Here is a 24,061-nt window from a genome sequence, read left to right on the forward strand (position 1 = left end):
CACGATGACCGGCCGAACAGTGCACGCACCAGCGGCACTGCTCGGCCAACCCGCGCGACCGATGCTCGATTGGGCCACGGGTGTACTCACCGATCGCGGCGTGAAAATCGTTGGGACGCCGGAGGAAACGCGACGGCGGGCCTGGTCGTTGATCGTGCGCATCCCGACCGATGCGGGTCCGACGTGGTTGAAGGCCAACGCTCGCGCCGGTGCACACGAGGGTCCGCTGCTGCAGGCATTGGCCCGGTTGCGGCCCGGCAGCGTGCTCGAACCGCTTGCGGTGCAACCGGATCACGGCTGGTTGCTCAGTCCCGACGGCGGTGCCACCGCGCAAGATTCCGCGGCCGCGTGGGCAGAGTTGGTTCGCCGCTACGCCGACCTCCAGTTGGCGATGGGCGATCACATCGATGAGCTGCGCGCCACCGGCACACCGTATCTGCCACCGTCCCAACTGATCACGGTGTATCGGCATTTCGAGCCGCGCGTTCCCGGCCTCGGCGCGGCGATCACCGAAGCCGGCGCGGCGCTTGCCGAATTCGGCAGGCTGAGCATCGAACACAATGATCTGCATCCGGGAAACGTGTTCACCGATTCGGACATGTTGTTCGACTGGGGCGATGCGGCAATCACCCATCCGCTGCTGTCCTGGCGCGTGCTGCGCGGTCCGCACCGCTCGGAATACCTGAACCGGTGGCGGCAGTCGTGCGCCGTCACCGATGCCGAAATCGCCCTCGTCGACCGGCTGGCACCACTGGTCGCCCTGCATCCGTGGCGCACCATCGACGCGTCACCACCGCGATTTGCGCGCTTCCTGCAGGGCTTGCTCGACGATCTGCGCGCGGGCTTCGGCTCGGTTTGATCGGCGGCACGCAGCAAACTCGCGCGGGCCAGGCGCGGCAAATAATGGCAGACTCGAAGCCGACAATGCCGACACGAGCAGAGGTACCGATGCCGCAACCCCGTTGGATTTCACGCAGCACGCTAGTGGTGGCGGGGCTATTCGCCGCCGCGGCGCTCACCGCCTGCGGGAGCGACACCAGCCCGGCCCCCACCGGCAGCTCGAGCTCCACCACCGGATCGGCGACAGCCACCAGCGCGGGCAAGACCACCAGCGCACCGACAACGACCCTGGAGATCTCCGACGCGTCGGCTACCCAGCTGTGCGACATGATCCGCCCGGAACTGTCGAACTGGCGGGTGCAGGGTCCGACACTCGGCCGGATCGGACTCAATGCGCTGGTGCACGAATGGGCGCTGCGCAATGGCGGCATCAACGGCCATGTGCTCGCCGATAAGGCGATGATCGACCGGATCACCACCAAGAGCTGCGCCGATGTACACCAGCAGGCAATCGAGGCGCTGGAACTGCCCGATCTGGCTTCGGGAATCGCCTTCTGATGCGAACCCTCTACCCCGCGATCGAGCCGTACGAAACCGGCATGCTCGATGTCGGCGCGGGCCAGTCCGTGTACTGGGAGGTCAGCGGCAATCCCGAGGGTAAGCCCGTGGTGTTCCTGCACGGCGGACCCGGTGGCGGCACCGAACCGTTCCACCGGCAGTTCTTCGATCCGGCCGCCTACCAGATCGTGCTGCTGGATCAGCGCGGCTGCGGACGGTCCACCCCGCATATCGCGGACGGTGCGACTCTGGAGACCAATACCACCGCACATCTGATCGCCGATATCGAAGCGCTGCGTATTCGTCTCGGCATCGACCGCTGGCAGGTATTCGGCGGCTCCTGGGGTTCCACGCTTGCACTGGCCTATGCGCAACAACATCCGGAGCGGGTCACCGAACTGGTGCTGCGCGGGATATTCCTGTTGCGGCGCAAGGAAATCGACTGGTATTACAACGGCGCCGCGGGCAACATCTACCCCGACGAGTGGGAGAAGTTCCTGGCCCCGGTGCCGGTGGACGAGCGCGACAGCGATCTGGTGCAGGTGTACCACCGGCTGCTGCACTCCCCCGACGAGCAGGTCGCCGCAGCGGCCGCCATCGCCTGGTCCACCTGGGAGGGCGCGACGAGTTCGCTACTGCCGCACCCGGATCGGGTGCAGGAGAGCGCCCAGCCACGGTTCGCGCTGGCCTTCGCCCGGATAGAGAACCACTACTTCGTCAATGGCGGATTCCTCGACGAGGGACAACTACTGCGCGATATCGACAAGATCGCGCACATCCCGGCCGTCATCGTGCAGGGTCGCCACGATGTCGTCTGCCCGGCGACCAGCGCATGGGAACTGCATCGCGCCTGGCCCGGATCGGTACTGCACATCGTGGACGACGCCGGTCACGCCGCCGCCGAACCGGGAATCACCCACCATCTCGTCGAGGCGACCGACGGATTCGCGAAAGTGAGCTGATCATGGTCAGGGCCGGAACCGCCATCGTCGCGGCACTGCGCGACGACGTCGACCGGCTGTTGGCCGCCGAACCGGACGTCCGCGCCGACGCCTGGGATTCGGTGCACCAGATGCGGGTCGCGACGCGCAGACTGCGCAGCGTGCTGCGCTCGTACCGCACGCTCTTCGAGGCCACGCCGATCGCCGAGATGCAGGACGAACTGAAGTGGCTGGCCGAACTGCTCGGTGTTGCCCGCGATGCCGAGGTGCGGGCGGAACGGTTCGCGGCACTGCTGGCCGCACACGCACCGCAGGATGAATTCGCCCGGCTCGCAACGGAATCAGCTGTGCCAAAGGCGGCGGGCAGCGCCTATGTGCCCGGCACCACCGAGTATGTGCGCACCGATCTGGTCGACGCGGAGCGAGCCCGGTACCGAAGCGCGCATGCCGAGATCCTCGACGCCCTCGATCACCATCGCTATCACGCACTGCGCCACCGTCTTTCGGCCTGGCGCACCGACCCGCCCCTCGATGCCGACAAGTCGAAGCAGCCCGCCGCCGAAGTCTTCGAACGTATCCTGCGCAAGGACCGCAAACGCCTACAGCGAATGGTCTACGCCGAGCCCGCCGTCTCCCCCGCCGAGCGCGTCGAACTGCTGCACGACATCCGCAAGGGCGCCAAGCGCCTGCGCTACTCGTGCGAGGGCGCGATCGACGTACTCGGTAGTGCCGCAAAGGATCTCGGTACCGAGGCGAAACGCCTGCAAACCGTACTCGGCGACCACCGCGACGCCGTCGAATCCCGCGAAGCCATCCTGGCGCGCGCTGCTCAGACCCACGCCACCGGCGTCAACGCCACCATCTACGAACTACTCGCCGACGCCGAAGAAATCGCTGCTGGCGAAGCACTGGCCAGGTATCCGGCCGCGGCCGCGTTCGTATCGGGTTGACCGGAGTCAACTGTGGGGTGGCACCGCCACCCCACAGTTGACTTCGAAACATGCCTAGGGCCGCAGCACCGACACCAGGAACTCGGTCTGGTCGTACACCGTCTGCTCGAAGACGTCGTCGAAGTAGACATCGAAATGCCCCACCGGATAACGCTTTACGATCGCGTGCTTGGTGCGTTCGGCCGCGCGCAGTGTCGGCTTCGCCGGTGCGATGGTGTCGTTGTCGGCGACCGCGTAGAAGACCGGCATCTTCAAAGCCTTCGCCCGGCGGCCGGGAGAATCGAACAGTGTCGAGAATGCCACGCGGGCGGCGACTTTCGGTTCGTAGGTCTCGCTCTCGTCGGCGAGCCTGCCATAGCCCTCCGGCGCGTCCGGCGCGCTCATCAGCGCCGCCGAACGCTTGCGCCCGGCCAACCGAACGCGAACGGGCTTGCGCCGGATGGGACCGACGAGCAGATCGGTGGCCGCGATGGTGGCCACCTTGGTCAGGCTGGTCGGCCCCTTCGCCATGGCCGATGCCCAGCCACTGGTGAACGGAACCTGGGCGACGACAGCCGCGATGTAGTCGTCGTCGGGCGCGACCGACAACACATGGCCGCCGCCGAAAGAGGTGCCCCACAGCGCGATACGGGTCGCGTCGAAGCCGCGCAGCGTGCGCGCGTAGGCGATGGCCGAGCGCCAGTCCTCGCGCTGCCGGGCGATATGTAGTAGCTGACGCGGTGCACCCTGACTGGCCCCGAAATGCCGGTAATCGAATACCAGCACACCCATCCCGGCGGCGGCGAAACGCCGTGCGTACCTATCCAGACCCATCTCCCGGTTGGCGCCGAGTCCGTGCCCCATCACGACAAGTGGGCGAGGCTTCGGGATGCCAGCCGGGGGATACAGCCAGGCAGCGCAGTGCTCGCTACCCGAGGGAAAACTGACCTCGACACGTTCCATGGCACCTCACCGTACTGTTTCGGTCCGAACTATTGCCCCCCGACCGGTCACCAGGTCAGGCCAGTGAACAAAGTACCCCTAGATCAAAGTAGGCTAAACGCTGCGGACGAGTTGGCCGGGCGGCCGCGGTGATGGGAACGGGCACGCGAGTGCCGCCGCCCCTCGCCGAGGAAAGTCCGGACTCCACAGAGCAGGGCGGTTGCTAACGGCAACCCGGGGTGACCCGCGGGAAAGTGCCACAGAAAACAGACCGCCCACGATCCCTCGGGATCGTGCGGTGAGGGTGAAACGGTGCGGTAAGAGCGCACCAGCGCCCCGGGTGACCGGGGCGGCTAGGTAAACCCCGCCCGGAGCAAGGTCGAAGGTCGCACCGTTCGCGGTGCGGCTGCGCAGGTGTTCGAGGGTTGCTCGCCCGAGCCTGCGGGTGGACCGCTCGAGGCACCCGGCAACGGTGTGTCCAGATGGATGGCCGTCACCCGGTGTGAACCGGGGACAGGATCCGGCTTACAGGCCAACTCGTCCGCCCCTGCAATCCGGTGCTCGCCGGTGCCATGATGGAAGTGACCGCTGAGCCGGAATTCGGTGCGGTCAGGCACTTCGCACGGGGTGTAGCCATGGATATTCTTTCTGTTATCGGTGCGATTTTCGGGATGGGGGCGATCGCGGGTGGGGTGCTCACCGCGATGAGCGCACGCATTGTCGCCCAATACGAGAAGGGGCTGGTGTTCCGGTTCGGCCGCGTGGTCGGAACCCGAGATCCCGGACTGCGCATGCTGATTCCGTTCATCGACCGGATGCGCAAGATCTCCACACAGATCGTCACCATGCCGGTGCCCGCGCAGGACGGCATCACCCGCGACAACGTGACGGTGCGCGTCGACGCGGTGGTCTATTTCCGGGTGATCGATCCGGTGTGCGCGGTGGTTGAAGTGCAGAATTATCTGTTCGCCGTCGGGCAAGTGGCGCAGACGTCCTTGCGTTCGATCATCGGAAAGAGCGATCTGGACAGCCTGTTGTCCAATCGTGAGGAGCTGAACAAGGGGCTCGAGATCATGATCGATAGCCCGGCGCTCTCCTGGGGTATCCATATCGATCGGGTGGAGATCAAGGATGTCTCGATTCCGGATTCGCTGAAGCGTTCGATGTCGCGGCAGGCCGAGGCGGAGCGGGAACGACGGGCGCGAGTGATTTCCGCCGAGGGCGAATTGCAGGCGTCGAAGATGCTGGCGCAGGCGGGCGCGCAGATGTCGGAATCACCGGCGGCACTGCAACTGCGATTGCTGGAAACCGTGGTTCAGGTTGCGGCGGAAAAGAATTCGACATTGGTGCTGCCGTTCCCGGTGGAATTGCTGCGGTTCCTGGAACGCGGTACACCGTCCGCGGCGACCACCGCTGAGTCCAACCCGACCGCATCCGAATCCGCACCGGAGATCAACCCGCCCGACCCGACACAGGCGCTCGGTCAGGGCAACACGCCAGCGGTCGAACAGGATGGAACGCGCCCGTAACACGACAGGCGTATACCGATACGGGTACGGCAGCTATTGCGTGCCGCACCACCGCATCGGTAGCACAACGTAAGGAAACCGGGCCGATGTCCATACTGATTCCCGTGATCGCGATCATTCTCATGATCACCGTGGGGTATGTGTTGAAATACCTGCCCAATTACTTTCCGTGGCTGAAGGATTGAAGTTTTCGCTCAGCAGAGCATCTTCGCCATCTGATAGATCGCCTGGGCCTCTTCCTTGGAGGCCTCGGTGGTGCCCTTCGTGCGCTTGATGACGTTCTGGACGACTTCGTCCTCGCCCTTGCCGCCCTTGATGTCCTTGCAGGTGTCGACCAGAATGCCGCTGATCTTGACGTCGTCTTTGCCCTCGGCGAGCTTGGGGAAGGCGCTGCGGTAGCTGACGACGAACGTCCCCGCCTTGACGTTGTCAATTGTCTCGCCGCCCGCGGACTTGGCCGCCGAGGTCGTCGCGGGAGCGGCGGAAGAGTCTTTGTCATCGCCGCAACCGGCAAGGAGCAGGGCTAACACGGCGGAGCTGGCCGCGATAGCGGCGGTAGTTCTGGTCACGCAGCGGGATGCTAGCGGCACTTGGGAAACGTCGCCTCCCGTCTGGTTAACGGAAGGCGACGAAAACCGCATTGTCGACGGTGAGGTCAGAGCGGGTTGACCATGAAAACCTGAGCCCAATACGCCGCCTGCTCGGGACCGAGCAGAGGCATCAGGTAATCGAAAAGAATCGTTGACATCAGTGGATAACTCCCAATTGTCGACGTACAGGTCACTTGCGAATGTGCGGGAAAAGCTCGATCCCGCCACGCCGGGGAACCCTAGCAGTCGGGGTGTGACCTCGCCGGGCTCGGCGTGTCCGGCATGGCGATTCGGTTGGAACTGGCCTAGAACGTGAGCGACGTCATAGAGTAGGCGCCGTTGGTAAGACCCGTTGCCGGTCCGCCACGAAAATCACATTCTTCGATCACGGAAGCAGGTCACAACTCTATGCGGATTGTTCGTTCACTGGTCGCCGGTGCGCTGATCGCCGGGGCCGCATCGGTTTTCGCCGTGCTGGGCACCGGATCCGCCTCGGCGGTCGCGGTCACCCCGCTGGCGGGTGGGGTCCAGGTCGACCTCAACCCGGCCGACACCGCCTGGGTGTACCAGAACCACATCGGGCAGACCATTGCCGGTCTGCCGCATCCGTCGGCGGCGTCGTTCGGCGAGGCGCTGGACGCGGCCGCGGGCGTTTCCACCAGCGTCCCGGGTGGCCGGGTGACCTTTACCGTGTACGGGCCGCTCAATGAATTGAACGGCACCATGTTGGCACTGCAGTAGAGACCGACTGCGACAGCGTGGAACTCCACCAGCGGATCGTGTCGGCGCCGGTCGATTTCGGCGCCATTCGATCCGAATTCGGATTGGCCTCGGCGTATCCCGCCGCGGCCACCGCGGCGGCCCGCGACGCGATCGACGCGTTCGCGGGCACTCGCGCCGATCGCACCGATATTCCATTCGTCACGATCGACCCGCCCGGTGCCATGGATCTGGACCAGGCGGTGCATATCGAACGCACCTCTTCCGGTTTCACCGTCCACTACGCCATCGCCGATGTCGGCGCTGTAGTAGACCCCGCAGGCCCGCTGGCTCAGGAAGCGGGCGCGCGCGGCCAGACCTTCTATCTCCCCGACGGCATCGTGCCGCTGCACCCGCCGATCCTGTCGGAGAATTCCGCAAGCCTGCTGCCCGACCAGACCAGGCCGGCCGCCCTCTGGACCATCGAATGCGATGAGAACGCGGAACCACAGCGATTCACGGTGATCCGGGCCACCGTGCGCTCGCGCGCCCGACTCGACTACGCGAGCGTCCAGGCCGACGCCGACACGAACCGCCTGCATCCCTCGATCGCGGCCCTGCCGGAATTCGGCAAGCGGCGCATCGAGGCCGGGCTGGCACGCGGCGCGATCGGGCTGCGCCTGCCCGCCCAGAGCGTCATCCGTGACGACAAGGCCGTCGGCCACTGGCGTCTGGTGGTGGAACCGCGCACCGCCGCCGACGATTGGAACGAGCAGATTTCCCTGCTGACCGGCATGTGCGCGGCGCAAATCATGTTGAACGGCACCGGATCCGATGGTGCGCCCAGTGTTGGTGAGCGCATCGCATTGCTGCGGACGATGCCGCCGCCCATTGATTCGGCGATCGCTTCGATGCGCAGGACCGCTGCGGCGTTGGGGGTTGACTGGCCTACGGAACAGTCCGTGGGGCGGATGTTGGCTGGGCTCGATCCGAATGCGCCGGCGACGTTGGTGTTGATGTCCGAGGCGACCGGGTTGCTGCGTGGTGCCGGGTACACGGTGCTCGATGGGGCTGTCGCAGGGGCGAATGGTTCTGGGGCGGGTGCTCAGTCATCGGGTCGTATGCGATCGGCGGGCGATACGCCCTCGACGGGCGATGCCGAATCGCTGGGCGGCTCTGGCGCACCAGACAGATCGGGTTCCGTCGGTGGTGCGGGCGCGCCAGGCAGTACCGGTGCAGTCGGCGGCGTGGGCTCGCTTGGCAGTGCGGGTACGGTCGGCGGCAAGGGCTCGGTGGGCGGTGGGCGGACCGGAGCCAAGCTTGCGAGCACCGCTCAGACCGCGAACAACTTGCAGCACAGCGCAATCGGCGCGCCCTATGCACACGTCACCGCTCCGCTGCGCCGCCTCGCCGACCGTTTCGCCACCGAGATCTGCCTCGCCCGCTGCACCGGAACCGAAGTCCCGCAATGGGTCCGCGATGGCTTGCTCCCCACCGCCGAGTCGATGAAGCGCAGCGACAGCCTCGCAGGCAAGGTGGAACGCGCCTGCATCGACCTCACCGAATCCACCTTGCTCGCCGAACGCAGCGGCTCGATCTTCGAAGCCGTAGTAGTACGTGAAGCCAACGGCACCCGCCCCGCCGAGGTCTTCATCGCCGACCCGCCAGTAGTAGGCCCCTGCATCGGCGCACCGCCAGAAGGCGAGCAAGTCCAGGTCCGCCTGGTCGCCGCCGACCCCACCACCCGCAAGATCAGCTTCGGCTACCCCATCTGACGCCCCTACTTCACGCACCATTGCGCAATACCGACGCTATGCTGGGACGATACGGCCGGTCGTCAGGATAACCGGCCACGTCGATGGCCCGGATGCGCCGCGAAGCATCTCCGTGATGGAATTCGTTGTCTGCCAAGACTTCCGCTCCCTCGGGAAGGGTATTCCCGCGCGCCGGTGACGGCGGCGCGGGTGCGCACCCGCCCCGAAATCCGCCGGCAGCGCCGTCCGCGTTCGCATGGGATCGATGTGGCGGATGAGCCTTGTCTGCGCGGTTGTCGTGGTGGCGACCGGGTGCGGTACCTCCGCGCCGTCCGACGCACTGCCGCTGCGTCAGATCGGGCAGCTCGATTTGCGGGTGCGGCAGTGCGATTCGACTATATGAGCCTCGACGCCGGATCCGGCCTGCTGTGGGTGGCGCATATGGGTGCGGGCTGCGGTTGTGGGGTTCACCTCGGAAGTGGGGAGCGTGGGATGACCGATCCATTGGCATTGGAGATTCGCCGACAGCAGATGATTCATCGGCTGCGGGAGTTGCGCGGGCAGCTGGCCAGGCTGGACGCCGACTACGGTTCGTTGCAGGCCTCGGGGATATTGGTCGATACCGAGGGGATCGGGGCGCTCACGACCCCGGCCTACTGCATTGCCGGGGCGCGAGAAGTCTTCGAGGAGACCATGATCGAACTCGATGCCGCCGCCGATGCACTCGATCGCGCCGGGGTGTACACGACCCGGCTGCGCCCGGTCGTGCTCGAGTAATAAATCTGTCGGTGCCTGCGGCTACAGTCACCTGCCATGAACCTCGCGACCGCGACCGTCGCCGATATCGTCGACGCGATCACGCCGCTCGACGCGCTCGAGCGGCAGCATATCGAGGACACCAGGGCCTGGTTGGCCTCGACCGATGATGTGTTCCGTCGCGTCAAACCCGACACTCCGCCACGGCATCTGGTCTCGTATGTGGTGCTCGTCGACCCGCGAGCCCGCGCCGTCCTGCTCGGCCGGCATCTCTTGGCGGGACTGTGGCTGCCGACCGGCGGCCACATCTCGCCGGGAGAACATCCGCTGACCGCCGCCGGACGTGAGGCCGCCGAGGAGTTGGGCATCGATCCCGAATTCACCGTCATCGGGACCGAACCGCTGTTCCTCACCGTCACGACCACGATCGGCATCCACAGCGGACACCAGGATGTCAGCCTCTGGTACGTCATCCGCGGCGACCGCACCCGCGAATACACCTTGGACCCGGGCGAATTCGCGCAAGCACGCTGGTGGGATATCGACACCTTCGACCGCACCGACGCCGATCCACATTTCGCGCGCTTCCTCACGAAACTCGAACCGTTACTCCCCGAAAGGATTCCGAACCCTTGAACGACTACCGATCGGCCTCGTCCGGCCCCACGTACTCGATTCCGGTGACAATGTCGGGCAGGATTCTGGTCACTCGATCACCGGCACCGACAGTGCGAGCGGGCAAGAACTGTTGGTAGTGCACGATTTCGTGTTGGTCGCGCACGGTATCGGCGATACCGGTCACGATCACACACCAGCCGAGGGAGGTTTGGTGGTCGATCGCGTCCACCTCGTAGGCCACGACTTGACGATCGAGCGAACCGGTCGTCGCGGCGTCGGCATAGATGACCAGATGCTCCTCGACCATCGCGTGGCTGACCGGGCGAATCGCGGGTAAGGCGTAGCGCGAGAAGGCGACACGCCCGAATCCGATCGTGCCCAGCAGGTGCAGTGCGGTATCGACCGACAGTTCGCGTGACTCCCGCACACCGTGTGCTGCCATACCCCATTGTCCACCAGTTCGCGGCGCGAAGCAGCCGGTATCGGTCACCTCACTCTGGACAAGCGGTGATCATGTTGCCTACCAAGCAATTACACGGTACGAAGGATAAACAGGTAGCGGTTTCCGAAGGAGCCGTTCGTACCCGCCGAAATCGGGCGCAGTAGAACGGCCACGTCTCCGGGTCCCGAAACGTGGCCAACCAATACTCAGGAGGAATTTCGATGCCCGACGATGTGCGGTCGAGCTCCCGGACCGGCGCCCGCGGCGGCAGCAGCCGAAGCACGTGGCGTAGTCGGCCGCGACGATCATTCGGTCCCGCCAAGGAGCTATCCGGAAACGCGACCGCGTTCGCCGATTCCAGCGATCGGCTGGTGCGCCGCCTCTTCGACACCGGGCTGCGGCTGCACAAACTCCGCATGGTCTTCGATCGGCCGGATCCGAGCGCCGCAGAGTTACGAACAGCCAGCGATGCGATCGCCGCGATGCTCGACGATCTGGATGGGCTGATCCGCGAAACCGGACTTGCCATGCTGGATCTCGCCCACGAACGCGACACCGAGACAACCGAATCACCGCACAGCCAAGCGATACACGCCGGCCGTCTGACGAACCGTCGCGGCCGACTACGCTGACAGAGTGTCTGGCACCCTGTGGGTGTTGCAGGCATCGGTTTGCGCGAGGTAGCGGAGTCGGTGCACCATCGCCGGATGAGGGTGCGGCAGTTGGGCGGGGACGAGTGGACGGTCGCCCGGGAGATCCGGCTAGACGCGCTGGCGGGATCGCCGCCGGGAACATTCGCCTCGACGTTCGAGGTGGCATCGCGGTGGGATGAACCGCGGTGGCGGCAGTGGATGGGTACGCGGCTGCTGTTCGTCGCCGAGCGCGACGGCGGGGTCGTCGGCTCGGCGGGTATCGTCACAAAATCCGATGACAGTCCACCGATCGTGGTGTCGGTCTGGGTGAATCCGCGCGCACGCGGCACCGGGGCGTCGGATCTCCTGCTGGCCGCCACCTTGGACTGGGCCAGGGAATATGGTCACAGCGAACTTCGGCTCTGGGTTGTCGACGGCAACCTGCCCGCCGAGTCTCTGTATCTGCGAACAGGTTTCGTCTTCACCGGCCGCCGACAGCGCTGTGGGGAGGATGATCCGCGGCTGGAGAAGGAGATGTTCATCGCGGTGCCGCCGGCTCGGCCTCTCGACGGACACGAGCTGTCATGAGATCCGCACTTGCCACACAGCACCGAAGTCCGGTCTTCACAACCCGGCCCGCCGCACCCCGCTGACCTCCAGCGCCGCGAAGACCGCAACCCACGCCGCGCCGATCAGCAGGAACGCGACGCCGAGCCCGGTCAACTCGAGCAGACCTGAGAACGGCAGCACCACCAGCGCCAGCGCCGAGACCACATTGACCCCGATAACAGCGACCGCATGGCTCGGCACGAGGTCCGGGTACCCGGCAATGAGCAATAGCGCGAGTCCGCCGCCGACCATCGCGACGCCGAAGGGAATGGACCAGGCGGTCGGCAGCCCCAACGGCCCGCTCAGCGCAGCCGCCCCGGCCAGCATGACGACGCCGAACACTCCGGTGCCCCAGCCGTCCAAGCGCAGTACGGTACGCAGGTAATCGGTGCGCGCGACGAGTGTGCTCATCTTCTTCTCCTTTGTCGATCCGGTAGCCGATCGGCTCCCGAAACCGACCATGCCGGACCTGAGGTGAAGGTCTCAATAACCTCTGAGGTCATGGCCGAGCGCACGCGACGCTGATTAGCCTGCCCAGGTGGCGGTAAATCAGACGGAATCGCGGGCCGGCGCCCTGCTGCGCGACTGGCGGCAGCGGCGCAGGCTCAGCCAGCTCGATCTGGCGCTGGCCGCGGACAGCTCCTCGCGCCACATCTCCTATGTGGAGACCGGACGGGCCAAACCCAGCCGAGCCATGATTCTGCGGCTCTGCGATGCGCTGGAGGTGCCGCTGCGCGAGCGCAACACCCTGCTGCTGGCCGCCGACTACGCACCCGCCTACCGGGAGAGCAGTCTCGACGACGCCGACCTGGCCTCGGTCCGCTCCGCCCTCGACATCATGCTGACCGCGCACGAGCCCTATCCGGCGGTCGTGGTGGACCGGCTGTGGAATGTGGTCACCGGCAATAACGCCATGGGCCTGTTCATGGCCGATATCCCCGAAGCGCTGATGCTGCCGGAGCCGAATGTCTACCGGCTGGTGCTGCACCCCGACGGCCTCGCGGCCCGTCTCGCCAATCTGACCCAGGTGCGAGAGTTGTTCCTGGAGCGACTGTCTCGCCAGGTCAATGCCACCGGCGACGCCGAGCTCCGGACACTCTACGACGAGGTCGCCGCCTATCCCCTTCCGCTGGGCTGCACCGATGAACCCGATGACGATGCGGCACAACCCAATCCGTTCGAGGTCCCGCTGCGCATCAGAACTCCGTTCGGCGAACTACGCATGTTCAGCACCATGGCCACCTTCGGCGCACCGGCCGATGTGACGCTGTCCGAGCTCGCGATCGAATTGTTCTACCCACTCGACGGATTCACCGCGACAGCACTGCGCGGGCTCGCGGCGGCGTACACCCCGTCGACGGATCAGATGGGTTGGAATCCGCTGCCGACACCGCCGGTGGCGTCGACGGCCTGAAGTATCTGATCGATCGGTGCGAAGAATGCCGGTGAGTGAATGGGATTCGCGGGGAAGATGCACGGGATATTGAGTCCGATGCCACCGATTCCGGTCAGCCGCCCCTGATTCATGCCGACCAGTCGATCACCGACGGTGACCGGACCACCGGAATCGCCCGGCTTGGAACAGGATTGGTTGATGGTGGTGCCCTCCAGCGAACCCCAGACCACACCGCAGTCGAATCCGCTGCTGCGCCCACTCGTACACACCGGTTCGCCGGGTGCGGGCGCCGCACCGAATCCGGCGATGGTGGTCGGCCCGACATTGCGCACGGGCGTGACCTTGGCCGGATCGAATTGCAGCACAGCGAAATCGAGACCTTCGCCCTCATCGGAGTACGCGACCGTGCCGATCACACCGACATCCAGGAAGCGCTCGGCGCCGAACCGCGCGCCGGTCGGGGCGCAGTGCCCCGCGGTCAGCCCGACCAGGCGCCCGTCGCTGTCGTAGCCGATCGTGGTCAGCGAGCACGCGGCGTTGGTATCGAACACCAGACCGGAACTGCCGCCGACCACCGCATTCCCGGCGGCCTGCGCGGTCCCGGCGAATCCCGTGGCGGCCACGGCCGCCGAACACAGCGCGATCGTCGCGAACCTCACGGCAACTACTCTCCTTCTCGAAAAGCGCTGGCCGACATCGCAATCGACTCAGGCGTTGGCCAACCGCACACGATGGAGAGCCGCCTACGACAGCTGCGGCCACTCCGGAAACTGTAGTTCACGCTTCGTGTGCAGGGTTAGGCCACACCGCTCAGGCGTCGAGCATTTCGGCGCCGAGCTCCCGGTCCGGGTCCGGATCGGCCGCCGCGAGCGCCGAGTCCAGCTGCACCGCGACCTCGCGAACGTGCGGTTCGGTCATCATGTGCAGGTGGTCACCGGGCACCGGAACCAGCGTGAAGCGCCGGGCCGCGTACTGCTGCCATCCGTTGTTCGCGCTGTCGAACATGCTGCCGACGGCCTGGTGCGCGAGATCCACACCCGGTGGCAGGCCCTCCTCGGCGCGCAGCAGGGTGATATCGCGGTCGTAGGGTTCGAGCTGGTACTCCAGCAACGCCGTGTAGTTGGCGTAGAACACTTCGTAGAGCCGCCGGATCGCCTGCGGTGAACTGTCGGCGGGCAGAATTCCCGACCGGATCGCCTCGGCGAGCATCGCATCGAAGAGCTCCTCGGATCCGTGCACGCCGGGTTCGAAATCGACGAGCGCGGCCTGATTTCCGCGGGCGTACCACAGCAATTCGAGGAAGAACCAGCGAATGAGCTGTTCCTCGGCGATGGGTTCGCGGGACTGCTGACGCAATGCCATGGTGTCCAGCAGTGTCACACTGGCCACCTCCCACTCGGGCAGTTGCCGCGCCATCTCCAGCGCGACATTCCCACCGAAGGACCAGCCGGCCAAGTGGTAGGGGCCCTCCGGATGCACACGACGCACCGCAGCCAGATAGGACTCGGCCATCCCGACGATCGTCTTCTCCGGGGTACTGCCCGCGTCCGCGCCCGCGGCCTGCAGGCCGTAGATCGCGCGATCCGGATCGAGATAGCGGGCAAGGGTCAAGTAGCACAGCACATTTCCGCCGATCGGATGCACCAGGAACAGCGGCGGCTTGTGCCCGCCGACGGTGATCGGCACCAGCGGGTCGAAGGTGCGCCGGGTACTTCCGGACCGGATCAGCGCCGCGAGTTGGGCGGCCGTCGGCGCGCCGATGAACAAATCCAGCGGTATTTCGGCGCCGAAGCGCCGGGACAACCCCATCACCACGCGCATGGCGCCGATAGACGTCCCGCCCGCGGCGAAGAAATCGTCGTCGAGGCCGATGGACCGTAGACCCGCGTATTCGGCGAGTAGCTCGACTGCGGAGTGCTCGTATTCGTCCGCCGGCTCCCGTTGTGCGGTAACCGATTCCGGTGCGGATTCGACGATCGAGCGCAATGCGCCGTCGTCGCGTTTGCCGCTGGGAGTGCGGGGCAATTCGTCGAGGAAGACGAATCGCGACGGCACCATATGCGCGGGCAGTACGCCGCGTAGATCGTGGCGCAATGCCGCCAGATCGGTCTGCTCGGGGTCGCCGACCAGGAAGGCGATCAGCGCACCGTCGATGCCGCCGAACCCCCGTGCCACCACGGCCGCCTCGGTGATGGCCGGATACTTCTCGACCAGTCCGAGAATGCACAGCTCCACCTCGGCGGGCTCCACCCGGAAACCGCGGATCTTCACCTGACTGTCACTGCGGCCGAGGCAGACGAGATCGCCGGAGGCCAGCCGCACGCCGAGATCGCCCGTGCGATAGAGGATTCCGCCGCCGTGGGTGGCTACGAACCGCTGTGCGGTCAGTGCCGCCCGGCCCTGGTAACCGCGGGCGAGGGACCGGCCGCCGAGGTAGATCTCACCGATCACACCATCGGTCACCGGACGCAGTGCGCTGTCGAGCAATTCGACGGTATCGCCGTCGACCGGGCGTCCGATCGGCGGCAGCGCCGGGTAGTCGTCGGGTGAGCCCGCAAGGGTGAATACCGTCGCGACATGGGATTCCGTTGGGCCGTATTGGTTTTCCAGCAATAGACCCGGCACTACTTCGCACAGCGCGCGGATCTCGTCGGTGATGCGCAATTGCTCACCGGAGGACGCGAGCACTTTGAGGTCGACCGGGAACTTGCGCCGGGCGACAACGGCCTCCGCGAAGGCCTGCAGTGCGACATAGGGCAGGAACAGCCGCTCGATACCCTCGCTGATCACGGTATTGAGCAATTCCTCGACATTGGCGCGCAGATCCGCCGAACTCACCCGCAGCGTGGACCCCGCGGCCAGGGTCGTGAAGATCTCCTGGAACGACACGTCGAAGCTCAACGGCGCCAACTGCAGTGTGCTGGCCAGATCCATGCCCGATGGGCTGCGGTTCTGCCAGTCCACCAGCGTGCTCAGGCCGCGGTGCGGCATGGCGACGCCCTTGGGCTCGCCGGTGGAGCCGGAGGTGAACAGCACGTAGGCGAGTGCGTCGGGCGATAGGTAGTCCGGGACAGCGAACTCTGTGCCACTGTCGGCCGTCGGATCGAACACTTCCGCCGTGTCCAGCACAAGTCGAACATTGTCGACGATTTCGGCATAGGCGGCGTCGGCGATCACCCGGTGCGGGCGGGCGCGGTCGATCATGAGATTCAGCCGGGCCCGCGGGTAGCTGACATCGAGCGGGACGCAGGCCGCGCCCATTCGCATGAGTGCCAGCACCAGCAGCACCAATTCCGGGCGACGGCTCATCAGGATGCCGATCCGGTCGCCGGGCCCGACCCCCAAACCGTGCAGCCATCGGGCGAGTCGTTCGCTGCGCTCGATCAGTTCGTCGTAGGTGAGGCTGGATTCGTCGCCCTGAACAGCGATGGTGTGCGGATTGAGCGCGGCCGCGTCGGCGACGAGTGTGCCGACATCGCGCGCGGTGGCCGGACCGGTGCCGCGATCGATCGCCGCATCCGGATCCGCGACGATCGCCGCCAGCATGCGCAGCTGAGTCACCGCGACGGTCTCGCACTGGTCCTTGGTCAGCGTGTGATCACCGTTGACCCGCACCCACATTCGGCCGTCGCGCGGATCATGGGCCACGGTCACCAGCAGCTGGAAATTGGTGTCCTCGCGAACGTCGAAGTCGCGCAGGGTGACTCGGTCCGTACCGAGGATCGGTGCGAAGACGTGGTAGTTGATGAAGTTGAATGCCGTCTCGAACGCCGGCCCGCCATCGGCGAGGATCGACCGCAGTGGATAGCGTCGGTGCGGGTAGGCGTCTCGATCCCGGCGCGCAATCTGCTCTACGGCCGCACGCCAGGTGGTGGCGGTGTCGTCCAGCCGCATCGGCAGCGTGTTCAGGAACAGGCCCGCGACGCTCTCCGCGCCCGCCCGGTCCGGTCGGCCGTGGCTGACCACGCCGGTGGTGATATCAGCGCGGCCGGTCACCGTGCGCAGGGTCAGGCAGTGCGCCGCCAGGTAGACCACCTTCTCCGGCACCTGATGCCGGGCCGCGAAGGCGGTGACCCGCTCGGCGAGCCGACGCGGCACCAGGGCGGCCGCCTGCGGGTCCTCCACTCCCGCGCCCTCGTGGACACCGAGGGCGGTCAGCGCGGTCGGCTCGGCTCCGGCCAGCGCCTCGCGCCAGAACTCGCGGGCCGAGTCATCGTGCAACGCGGCGATTTCGGACTGGGCGTACTCGGCGAGGACAGTCGTCGCATGCGGCGTGTCATCGATACCGGTTTCGATCAGTCCCAGCTTGTTCAGGTAGTCGACCAGCAGCTCGAGCACTGAGGTCGCGACACTCCATCCGTCGAGGATGGCGTGGTGGAAGCTGAGCACCAGGTCGACGGTCTGCAGGGTGCCCTCGGACGGCTGTAGGAATACCCGGACGGCATGTAGCGGTGCGCGTGCGAGGTCGTACCGGGCGCGCCTGCGTTCCTGCGTGTAGTCCTCGACGTCCTGATCGGCCAGCACCGGATCGAGATCGGAGACATCGACAATGTCCATCTCGTACTCGATCGCGGTATGCACGACCTGTAGCGGGACCGAATACCTGCTCAGCTCGAACGAGGAGCGCAGTGCGGGCTGACGGCGCACCAGCCGGTCGAATGCGGCGCGGAATTGCGCGGCGTCCCATGGCATTTCGAACCGGTAGCGGAATACGTCCTTGTAGGTGACCGAATCCGTGCGCTCGATGCTGTGGAAGAGCATGCCGAGCTGCAGCGCGGTGGCCGGGAAGGCGTCCTCGGCCTGATGCAGTGCGGCGCGGTCTATCAGCGGCACGGTCGCCAATGGATCGGCGATGCGAATCCGGTTGCCGTCCGGACCATCCGAGACTATCTGAGCCAATTCGGCGATGGTCGGATGCTCATAGAAGGCATCCACAGCGAAGAACAGCCCGGCGCGCTCGGCTGAAGTCCGTACCGAGAGCGCGAGTATGGAGTCGCCGCCGTGGGTAAAGAAGTTGTCGTGTACACCAATCGAGTCGATACCGAGCACGCTCCGCCAGAGGAGTGCCAGCTCGGCCTCGACCGGTGTCCGCGGTTCGATCGGCACGCCGACGAACTCCGCATGCTCCGAAGCCGCCGCCCGTGCCAGCGCCTTGCGATCGGTCTTGCCGTTGGGCGTCAACGGAATCCGGTCGACGCGCAGCAGCCGCGTCGGAATCAGGTAGCGGGGCAGGCGAAGCGCGATCTGTTCGGCGATCTCGTCACCGGTGACGGCATCTCCGACGAAATATCCGACCAGATGCAATCCATGTGTTTCGGACTGCTCGTCGACGACAACCGCGGCGCGCACACCCGCACAGCCCAGGATGGCGTTCTGCACCTCGCCGAGGGTGATCCGGTTACCGCGGATCTTGACCTGATCATCGAATCGGCCCAGGTACTCCAGGGTGCCGTCGGCCAGCCAGCGCGCCAGGTCACCGGTGCGGTAGCGGCGACGGCCCGGCACGGTCAGATCGTCGACGAATGCGGCCGCGGTCAACTCGGGGCGGCCGCGGTAGCCACGCGCGAGGCCGACTCCGGCGATATTCAGCTCGCCGGGAACGCCGATGGGCACGCGACGACCGGATTCGTCGAGCACCAGCAGGTCGATATTGTCGATCGGACGGCCGATCGGCACCAGATCCAGCGAATCACTTTGCGGGCAATCGAAATACGAGACGTCCACGGTGGCCTCGGTGGGACCGTAGAGGTTCACCAACTGCGGTGGTCGCTGAGCGACCGTGGCGAAGGCGGCGTGGAAGCGGCGGACCAGCGCGGGCGGCAGCGCCTCACCACTGCAGAAAACCCGGCGCAGGCCCGCGATGCGCGGCACGATCGTGCGATCGGCCTCCAGCTCGTCGACGAAGGCCGCCAGCATGGACGGCACGAAGTGCACGACGGTCACCGCATTCGCCTCGATGGCCTCGGCGATGCGGCGCGGATCGCGCTCGCCGCCGACCTCGAGCAGCGCGACCTTGGCACCGGTGATGGCCCACCAGAACAACTCCCACACCGAAACGTCGAAGGTGACGGGCGTCTTCTGCAGGATCACGTCATCGGCGAACAGTGGGTAGCGGCGCTGCATCCAGGTCAGCCGGTTGACCACCGAGCGATGCTCGACCATCACGCCCTTGGGCACACCGGTGGAGCCCGAGGTGTAGATGAGATAGCTCAAATCATGTGGATGCGAGACATTTTCGACGGAGCCGGGCGCGGTGTCGGCCACCGTGACACGGGTGATGCCGAGGTCGCGGTAGACCCGCGCATGCCCGCTTCCAGCGACCACGAACCGCGCTGCGCAGTCCGCGAGAACCGTCTCGATACGCGCCGCCGGGTAGTCCGGATCGAGCGGGACGTACGCGCATCCGGCACGCAGGATGCCGAGCACCGCGATGAGCATGTCGGTCGAACGGGGCAGCACCACCGGAATGCACTCGTTGCCGGTGGCACCGAGCTCATGCAGCCTGGCTGCGAAACCGTCGACCAGACCGGACAATCGGGCGTAGGTCAGTTCACGGGAGTCGGCGGATACGACCGCCACCCGGTCCGGATGGTCGGCGGCCTTTTCGGTGAAGAGCCGATCGATGGTGGTGTAGGGGAATTCGATACGCGGACCGGCCTCGAAGGCCGCGACTTCGGCACTCGCCTGCGTCGAAAGCAGCGGCAGCGCACCCACCGGGGTCTGCGGATCCGCCAGCGACGCGGTGACCATTTCACCAACGCTGCGCAGCGCCGATTCGATCGGGAAGCTCACGTCGAAAATGTCTTTGTCGTAGAACAACTGGAGGCTGAACGAGCCGTCCCGGCCATTTTCGGCAGTGACGATGGTGAGCGCGTTGGTCACCGAACCCGGATTGTGCACCGTCCATTTCGAGATCAGCTCGTGGACGTAATCGGCATCTGGCAGCTTCGTGTGGGAGAAGGCGACGTCGTACAGCGGGGGCGCGGCCGGATCCGGATTCAGCGCGCGGGTCAGCTCGCCGTACGGGAAGCGCTGATGCTTCTTGAGCTTCCGAATCTGCTGGGTCACCTGCTCGGCGATCCGCAAGAGCGGCACGTCGCGATCGACGCGCACGGGCAGCGGAACGACATTGGCGCGGTGGCCCTGCGTGCGATAGGTCTCCGCCGAGTGCCGGTTCAGCATCGGGACGCCGATCACCACCTGATCGGTGCGGTGGATCGTCGCGAGATACGAAGCCAGCGCGGCGGTCAGATAGGCGAAGACGGTGACACCGGTGGCGCGGACACGATCGAGGTACTCCCCCGAGATCATCGTGCTGTAGTGTCCGCGGGCGATTCTCGGCGAGCTGGTCCGGTTGGGGAACAGGGCGGGTTCGACGCCGTCGAGTGCGGCGAGCAGACCGTCGCGGTCCGCCGTGTACTGCTCGGAGGTCCGGTACGCCTCGTCGTCCTCGATGATCCGCCGATAGGTGGCCACGGAACGGTCGGTGTGCTCGTTGGCGGACTCGGGCACCGCAAGCTGTTCGAGCGGGACGTCTTTCATCTTGTAGCTGGTATCCAGCGTGGCGATGACCGTATTCATGCCGTAGCCGTCGGCCAGCGCGTGATGGAACGACATGAACAGGAAGAACCGGTCCGGCCGGTCCACCACCGCGGCCAGCCGCGCGGGCCGATCCGGGCGCTCCGGCGCGCCGACCTCGCGCCACAGCCACTCCTGGGCCGCGGCCTCGGGGTCCGGTGCTCCGGTCAGATCGACGACCTCGACCGCCGGAATGTCATTCGAAATCCATTGGCGGAATTCGCCGTTCTCGAACACGAAGCGCAGTCGCAATGCGTCATCGCTCATCAGAGCCCGCTGCCAGCAGGCCTGCAGCCGCTCGATATCCAGCGGCTCATCCATGCGCAGGCTATAGGTCTGCTGCGCAACGGGTTCCGGCGCCAGCCGGAATGCCAGGCCGAGTACGTCGCGCTGATATGCGCTGACCGGCCATGCTTCGATTGGTCTTTCGGGATTTGCGCTGGTTTCCGACGTCACAGTCACTCCTATCGCGACAGTCGCGGCACAGACCGTGCGCGAACTGTCCAGGACCCACCCCTGACGACGCCGAAACGCATAGCTGTTACCACTTGTATCCAGTTTTCAGATAGCGCGAATTACCGGCATCGACATAGATGCCGGGATTCGCCCTCGTTTATGGGTGCTGACCATTTCGAGCGACCTGCAAGCAGTCGCTACGGCCAGCCCTGTCAGATCACCGACAGCAGCGCGCGCACACTCTCATCGGCAAGACGTTCGGCACGCTCACGCGACACCGCGGGCTCGACATAGCCGATGTTCAACGACAACTCGCCGTGCGTGGCATTGGCGGTGGCCATGATGAAGCCGCTCACCGACATGCCCGAGACGAATTGCGCGCCCGAGAGCTGCCACGCGCCGATCTTGTCGGGGAACGCGTAGCGCCCCAGATATGTCATACACAGGTGACCTGGACCGCGGGTGTCCATCAGCTTGACCGTGGATGCACTGGCGGCCACCGATTTCGGTGCGGCGACCTTCAGCAGGCTCAATGCCGCGAGATGGTCGCGACGGTCCATTCTTGCGCCGTACTCGCGCTCGATCTCGCCGGCGATCTGCCACAGCGAGGACCACGGCGCGTACTTCGCCGGGGTCGCGATCATGCCCTGGTAGGTCCCGACCTCGGTATCGGCGACCGCGCCGTCGAGGTGGCCGCGGAAGTTCACCGAACTGCCAACGGTGTACCAGGATTCGGTGTGGGTGCCCGACTCGCGGGCCGCCGCGATGAGCAGCGCCGCCGAGAGTGCGGCCTGCAGGCCGACGCCTTCGCGCTCACAGCCTGCGGACAATGCGTCGAGTCGATCGGCGTCCAGGCTGCGGTGCACGACCCTGCTGCGTCGCCGCGACGGCGGTGCGAGTTCGGTCGGTTCGAGTCGGCGCGGCCGCTTCAGCTGCGACTTCTGGTCGCGCAGCAGCGATCCCACGGTGCGACCGAAGCCCTTGGCGCCCTGGAACTTTGCCGGGAACAGTTCCTCCGGGCCCGGCCGGATCGGTGCGGGCTCGAGATCGACGTCATCGCCCGCGGCGACCTGCAGCACCTGCTTGGCCACCGACATCGCGCTCTCGCCGTCGGCGATCGCATAGTGCAGGGTGAGGATCAGATCGCTGGTCTCACCGGTCGCATCCGTGATGAGCACGGCGCGCGCGAGCGGTCCGGAGTGCCAGTCGAAGGGTTCGCGCAACTCGACCTCGTCGACCTCGGTCAACCAGGCATCCGGATCGGCGGATTCGACCACACGCAGCGGAATCGGCGCGGGCACCGGCACGAAACGCGGTGCGGTGCCATCGGCTTCGGCCGCCACGGCGACACCGAGCAGCGGATGTCGGTGCTGCACTTCGTCGAGACCGGTGCGCACCTGCTCGGCGGTAATCGAGCCGTGCACCCGCACCCGGGCCAGAATATGCAGCGCCGCAAGCTGATCGGCGATCCAGTGCCAGCGCTCCACCGGGGACAGCTGGCGCGGCAGCCGCGCGGTCGGTCCCTCCAGTGGTGGGAACGACATCGGCTTGCCCAATTCGCGCAGGAAGAATTCGGTGGGTGCGTGCCGGAAGTAGGTGTCGCGCACCTTCACCAGCTTGGGGTCGGTCGTCTGCTCGATCTTGCCGAGCGACCAGGAGCCGTTGACGAACATGGCGGTGCGCTCGGCACGCACCTGCTCGTAACGGCGCAGGCCCGCAACAGGATCCAGCGAGGACTTCAGCGTGTGGGCGAGCACGACCGCGTCCTCGATGGCCGAGTTGGCGCCCTGGCCCAGGCTGGGCAGCATGGGGTGTGCGGCATCTCCGAGCAGGGTGACCCGGCCGCGGCCCCAGCCGTCCAGCGGCGGACGGTCCTGGCAGGGCACGGCGAGCACATCGGACCATTCGGTCTGATCGATGCAGGCGCGCACCTCCGGCGCCCAGTCGGCATAAAGCCGCCGCAGATCTTCCTTGGTGCCCTGCCAATCGGCGGCCTCGTCGCCCGGCATGGTCATGGTGCCCCACCAGTACACCCGGCCGTGGCCGATGTCGTGGATGCCGAAACGCATTCCGGTGCCCCAATAGTGGGCGGAGTAGCCGCGCGGCACGGCGGGATGTTCGAACGGGATGCAGGCCAACCAGGCGACGAAATTGCCGGGGCGCGGTTCGGCACGGCCGTGCAATTGGGCGCGCACCACGGAGTGTATGCCGTCGGCGCCGATCAGCAGATCGCCCTCGGCGATGCGGCCGTCGGCGAATTCGACGCGCACGTGCTCACCGTCGTCGATGAACCGAGTCGCTTGTGCGCCAACATGAGTCGGGGTGTCGCCGATCGCGCGCAGCAGGATCGCGTGCAGATCCTTGCGGTGCAGGGCGACGCTCGATGCGCCGAGCCGGTCGTCCTGGCGGTGCACCGGAAGCACTCGGATGGCCGTGCCGTCCGGGTTGTTGAAGCGGAAGGTCTCGACCTTGCCACCGCGCTCGAACAGTTCCTCCTCGATGCCGAGGCCGATCGCACGCAGCGCCTTGATCCCATTGGCCTGCACCGAAAGTCCGAATCCCTGGCCACGCAGCTCGGCAGCGGCCTCGTAGAGTTCGACCGCGAAGCCCGCCTGTCGCAATGCGGCGGCGGTGGTGAGCCCTCCGATCCCCGCACCGAGCACGATAACCTTGATCGGACTACTCATTCGAACCTGCGCTTCCATCGAATCACTCGACCGCACAGGGCTACTTCATCGTTCGAAGCGACCATCGAGCAACGCTGCTCGTCAGCTCTCATCCCCCCGAGCAGC

Annotated in this window: 19 protein-coding genes and 1 other RNA gene; 13 read left to right on the top strand and 7 right to left on the bottom strand. The window is 66.1% G+C overall.

Annotated features, from left to right (window positions below):
* Positions 1 to 4: 4 nt before the first annotated feature.
* The 4 genes from ACQPYR_RS32015 to ACQPYR_RS32030 all read left to right on the top strand — a co-directional run bounded on the left by ACQPYR_RS32015 (position 5) and on the right by ACQPYR_RS32030 (position 3,289).
* Positions 5 to 859: a phosphotransferase gene (locus tag ACQPYR_RS32015; protein WP_433622595.1), complete on the top strand. Its 855-nt coding sequence runs from the start codon at positions 5 to 7 to the stop codon at positions 857 to 859.
* 89 nt (positions 860 to 948) lie between these two features.
* Complete coding sequence (locus ACQPYR_RS32020; protein WP_433622596.1) at positions 949 to 1,398, top strand: hypothetical protein; 450 nt, start codon at positions 949 to 951, stop codon at positions 1,396 to 1,398.
* Complete coding sequence (gene pip / locus ACQPYR_RS32025; protein WP_433622597.1) at positions 1,398 to 2,360, top strand: prolyl aminopeptidase; 963 nt, start codon at positions 1,398 to 1,400, stop codon at positions 2,358 to 2,360. Before ACQPYR_RS32020 ends, pip begins: the two co-directional genes overlap by 1 nt.
* A gap of 2 nt (positions 2,361 to 2,362) precedes the next feature.
* Positions 2,363 to 3,289 (top strand): CHAD domain-containing protein, encoded by a 927-nt coding sequence (locus ACQPYR_RS32030; protein ID WP_433622598.1) that lies wholly within the window; start codon positions 2,363 to 2,365, stop codon positions 3,287 to 3,289.
* Between the two features lie 54 nt (positions 3,290 to 3,343).
* On the opposite strand, the gene ACQPYR_RS32035 is transcribed toward ACQPYR_RS32030, so the two are convergent.
* Entirely contained in the window at positions 3,344 to 4,231 is an 888-nt protein-coding gene (locus tag ACQPYR_RS32035; protein ID WP_433622599.1) for an alpha/beta hydrolase, read from the bottom strand.
* Positions 4,232 to 4,338: 107 nt separating this feature from the next.
* Between ACQPYR_RS32035 and rnpB the strand changes: the two genes are divergently transcribed.
* Both rnpB and ACQPYR_RS32045 read left to right on the top strand, forming a co-directional pair.
* Positions 4,339 to 4,754: RNase P RNA component class A (rnpB, locus tag ACQPYR_RS32040), an RNA gene on the top strand.
* 127 nt (positions 4,755 to 4,881) lie between these two features.
* Positions 4,882 to 5,739, top strand: coding sequence for a slipin family protein (locus tag ACQPYR_RS32045; protein ID WP_433635300.1), 858 nt, complete (start codon positions 4,882 to 4,884; stop codon positions 5,737 to 5,739).
* 194 nt (positions 5,740 to 5,933) lie between these two features.
* On the opposite strand, the gene ACQPYR_RS32050 is transcribed toward ACQPYR_RS32045, so the two are convergent.
* Positions 5,934 to 6,308, bottom strand: coding sequence for a hypothetical protein (locus tag ACQPYR_RS32050; protein WP_433622600.1), 375 nt, complete (start codon positions 6,306 to 6,308; stop codon positions 5,934 to 5,936).
* 429 nt (positions 6,309 to 6,737) lie between these two features.
* Here ACQPYR_RS32050 and ACQPYR_RS32055 point away from each other — a divergent pair, with 429 nt between their 5' ends.
* The 4 genes from ACQPYR_RS32055 to ACQPYR_RS32070 all read left to right on the top strand — a co-directional run bounded on the left by ACQPYR_RS32055 (position 6,738) and on the right by ACQPYR_RS32070 (position 10,174).
* Positions 6,738 to 7,070 (top strand): hypothetical protein, encoded by a 333-nt coding sequence (locus tag ACQPYR_RS32055; RefSeq protein WP_433622601.1) that lies wholly within the window; start codon positions 6,738 to 6,740, stop codon positions 7,068 to 7,070.
* Between the two features lie 17 nt (positions 7,071 to 7,087).
* Positions 7,088 to 8,803, top strand: a complete 1,716-nt coding sequence (locus ACQPYR_RS32060) for an RNB domain-containing ribonuclease (protein WP_433622602.1) — start codon at positions 7,088 to 7,090, stop codon at positions 8,801 to 8,803.
* A gap of 363 nt (positions 8,804 to 9,166) precedes the next feature.
* Positions 9,167 to 9,559 (top strand): hypothetical protein, encoded by a 393-nt coding sequence (locus ACQPYR_RS32065; protein ID WP_433622603.1) that lies wholly within the window; start codon positions 9,167 to 9,169, stop codon positions 9,557 to 9,559.
* Between the two features lie 36 nt (positions 9,560 to 9,595).
* Positions 9,596 to 10,174 carry an NUDIX hydrolase gene (locus ACQPYR_RS32070; protein WP_433622604.1) on the top strand — a complete coding sequence of 193 codons (579 nt, stop codon included), beginning with the start codon at positions 9,596 to 9,598 and terminating at the stop codon, positions 10,172 to 10,174.
* A gap of 4 nt (positions 10,175 to 10,178) precedes the next feature.
* Here the strand turns inward: ACQPYR_RS32070 and ACQPYR_RS32075 are convergent, their stop codons facing one another.
* Positions 10,179 to 10,598, bottom strand: a complete 420-nt coding sequence (locus ACQPYR_RS32075; RefSeq protein ID WP_433622605.1) for a pyridoxamine 5'-phosphate oxidase family protein — start codon at positions 10,596 to 10,598, stop codon at positions 10,179 to 10,181.
* Between the two features lie 221 nt (positions 10,599 to 10,819).
* Here ACQPYR_RS32075 and ACQPYR_RS32080 point away from each other — a divergent pair, with 221 nt between their 5' ends.
* Both ACQPYR_RS32080 and ACQPYR_RS32085 read left to right on the top strand, forming a co-directional pair.
* Positions 10,820 to 11,230, top strand: a complete 411-nt coding sequence (locus ACQPYR_RS32080) for a hypothetical protein (RefSeq protein ID WP_433622606.1) — start codon at positions 10,820 to 10,822, stop codon at positions 11,228 to 11,230.
* 75 nt (positions 11,231 to 11,305) lie between these two features.
* The gene (locus tag ACQPYR_RS32085; protein WP_433622607.1) at positions 11,306 to 11,818 is read left to right on the top strand and encodes an N-acetyltransferase family protein; all 513 of its coding nucleotides are present in this window, start codon (positions 11,306 to 11,308) and stop codon (positions 11,816 to 11,818) included.
* 36 nt (positions 11,819 to 11,854) lie between these two features.
* On the opposite strand, the gene ACQPYR_RS32090 is transcribed toward ACQPYR_RS32085, so the two are convergent.
* A complete protein-coding gene (locus ACQPYR_RS32090) occupies positions 11,855 to 12,250 on the bottom strand; it encodes a hypothetical protein (RefSeq protein ID WP_433622608.1) in 396 nt (131 codons plus the stop codon).
* Positions 12,251 to 12,377: 127 nt separating this feature from the next.
* Here ACQPYR_RS32090 and ACQPYR_RS32095 point away from each other — a divergent pair, with 127 nt between their 5' ends.
* On the top strand, positions 12,378 to 13,253 hold the full coding sequence (locus ACQPYR_RS32095; protein ID WP_433622609.1) for a helix-turn-helix domain-containing protein: 876 nt from the start codon (positions 12,378 to 12,380) through the stop codon (positions 13,251 to 13,253).
* Here ACQPYR_RS32095 and ACQPYR_RS32100 read toward each other — a convergent pair.
* The 3 genes from ACQPYR_RS32100 to ACQPYR_RS32110 form a co-directional block, all read right to left on the bottom strand.
* Positions 13,202 to 13,894, bottom strand: a complete 693-nt coding sequence (locus ACQPYR_RS32100; protein WP_433622610.1) for a S1 family peptidase — start codon at positions 13,892 to 13,894, stop codon at positions 13,202 to 13,204. The genes ACQPYR_RS32095 and ACQPYR_RS32100 overlap by 52 nt on opposite strands.
* 151 nt (positions 13,895 to 14,045) lie before the next feature.
* Complete coding sequence (locus ACQPYR_RS32105; RefSeq protein WP_433622611.1) at positions 14,046 to 21,269, bottom strand: amino acid adenylation domain-containing protein; 7,224 nt, start codon at positions 21,267 to 21,269, stop codon at positions 14,046 to 14,048.
* 212 nt (positions 21,270 to 21,481) lie between these two features.
* Positions 21,482 to 23,956 (bottom strand): FAD-dependent monooxygenase, encoded by a 2,475-nt coding sequence (locus ACQPYR_RS32110; protein ID WP_433622612.1) that lies wholly within the window; start codon positions 23,954 to 23,956, stop codon positions 21,482 to 21,484.
* Positions 23,957 to 24,061 lie beyond the last annotated feature (105 nt).

Source organism: Nocardia sp. CA-120079, from assembly GCF_050955745.1.
Taxonomy (GTDB): Bacteria; Actinomycetota; Actinomycetes; order Mycobacteriales; family Mycobacteriaceae; genus Nocardia.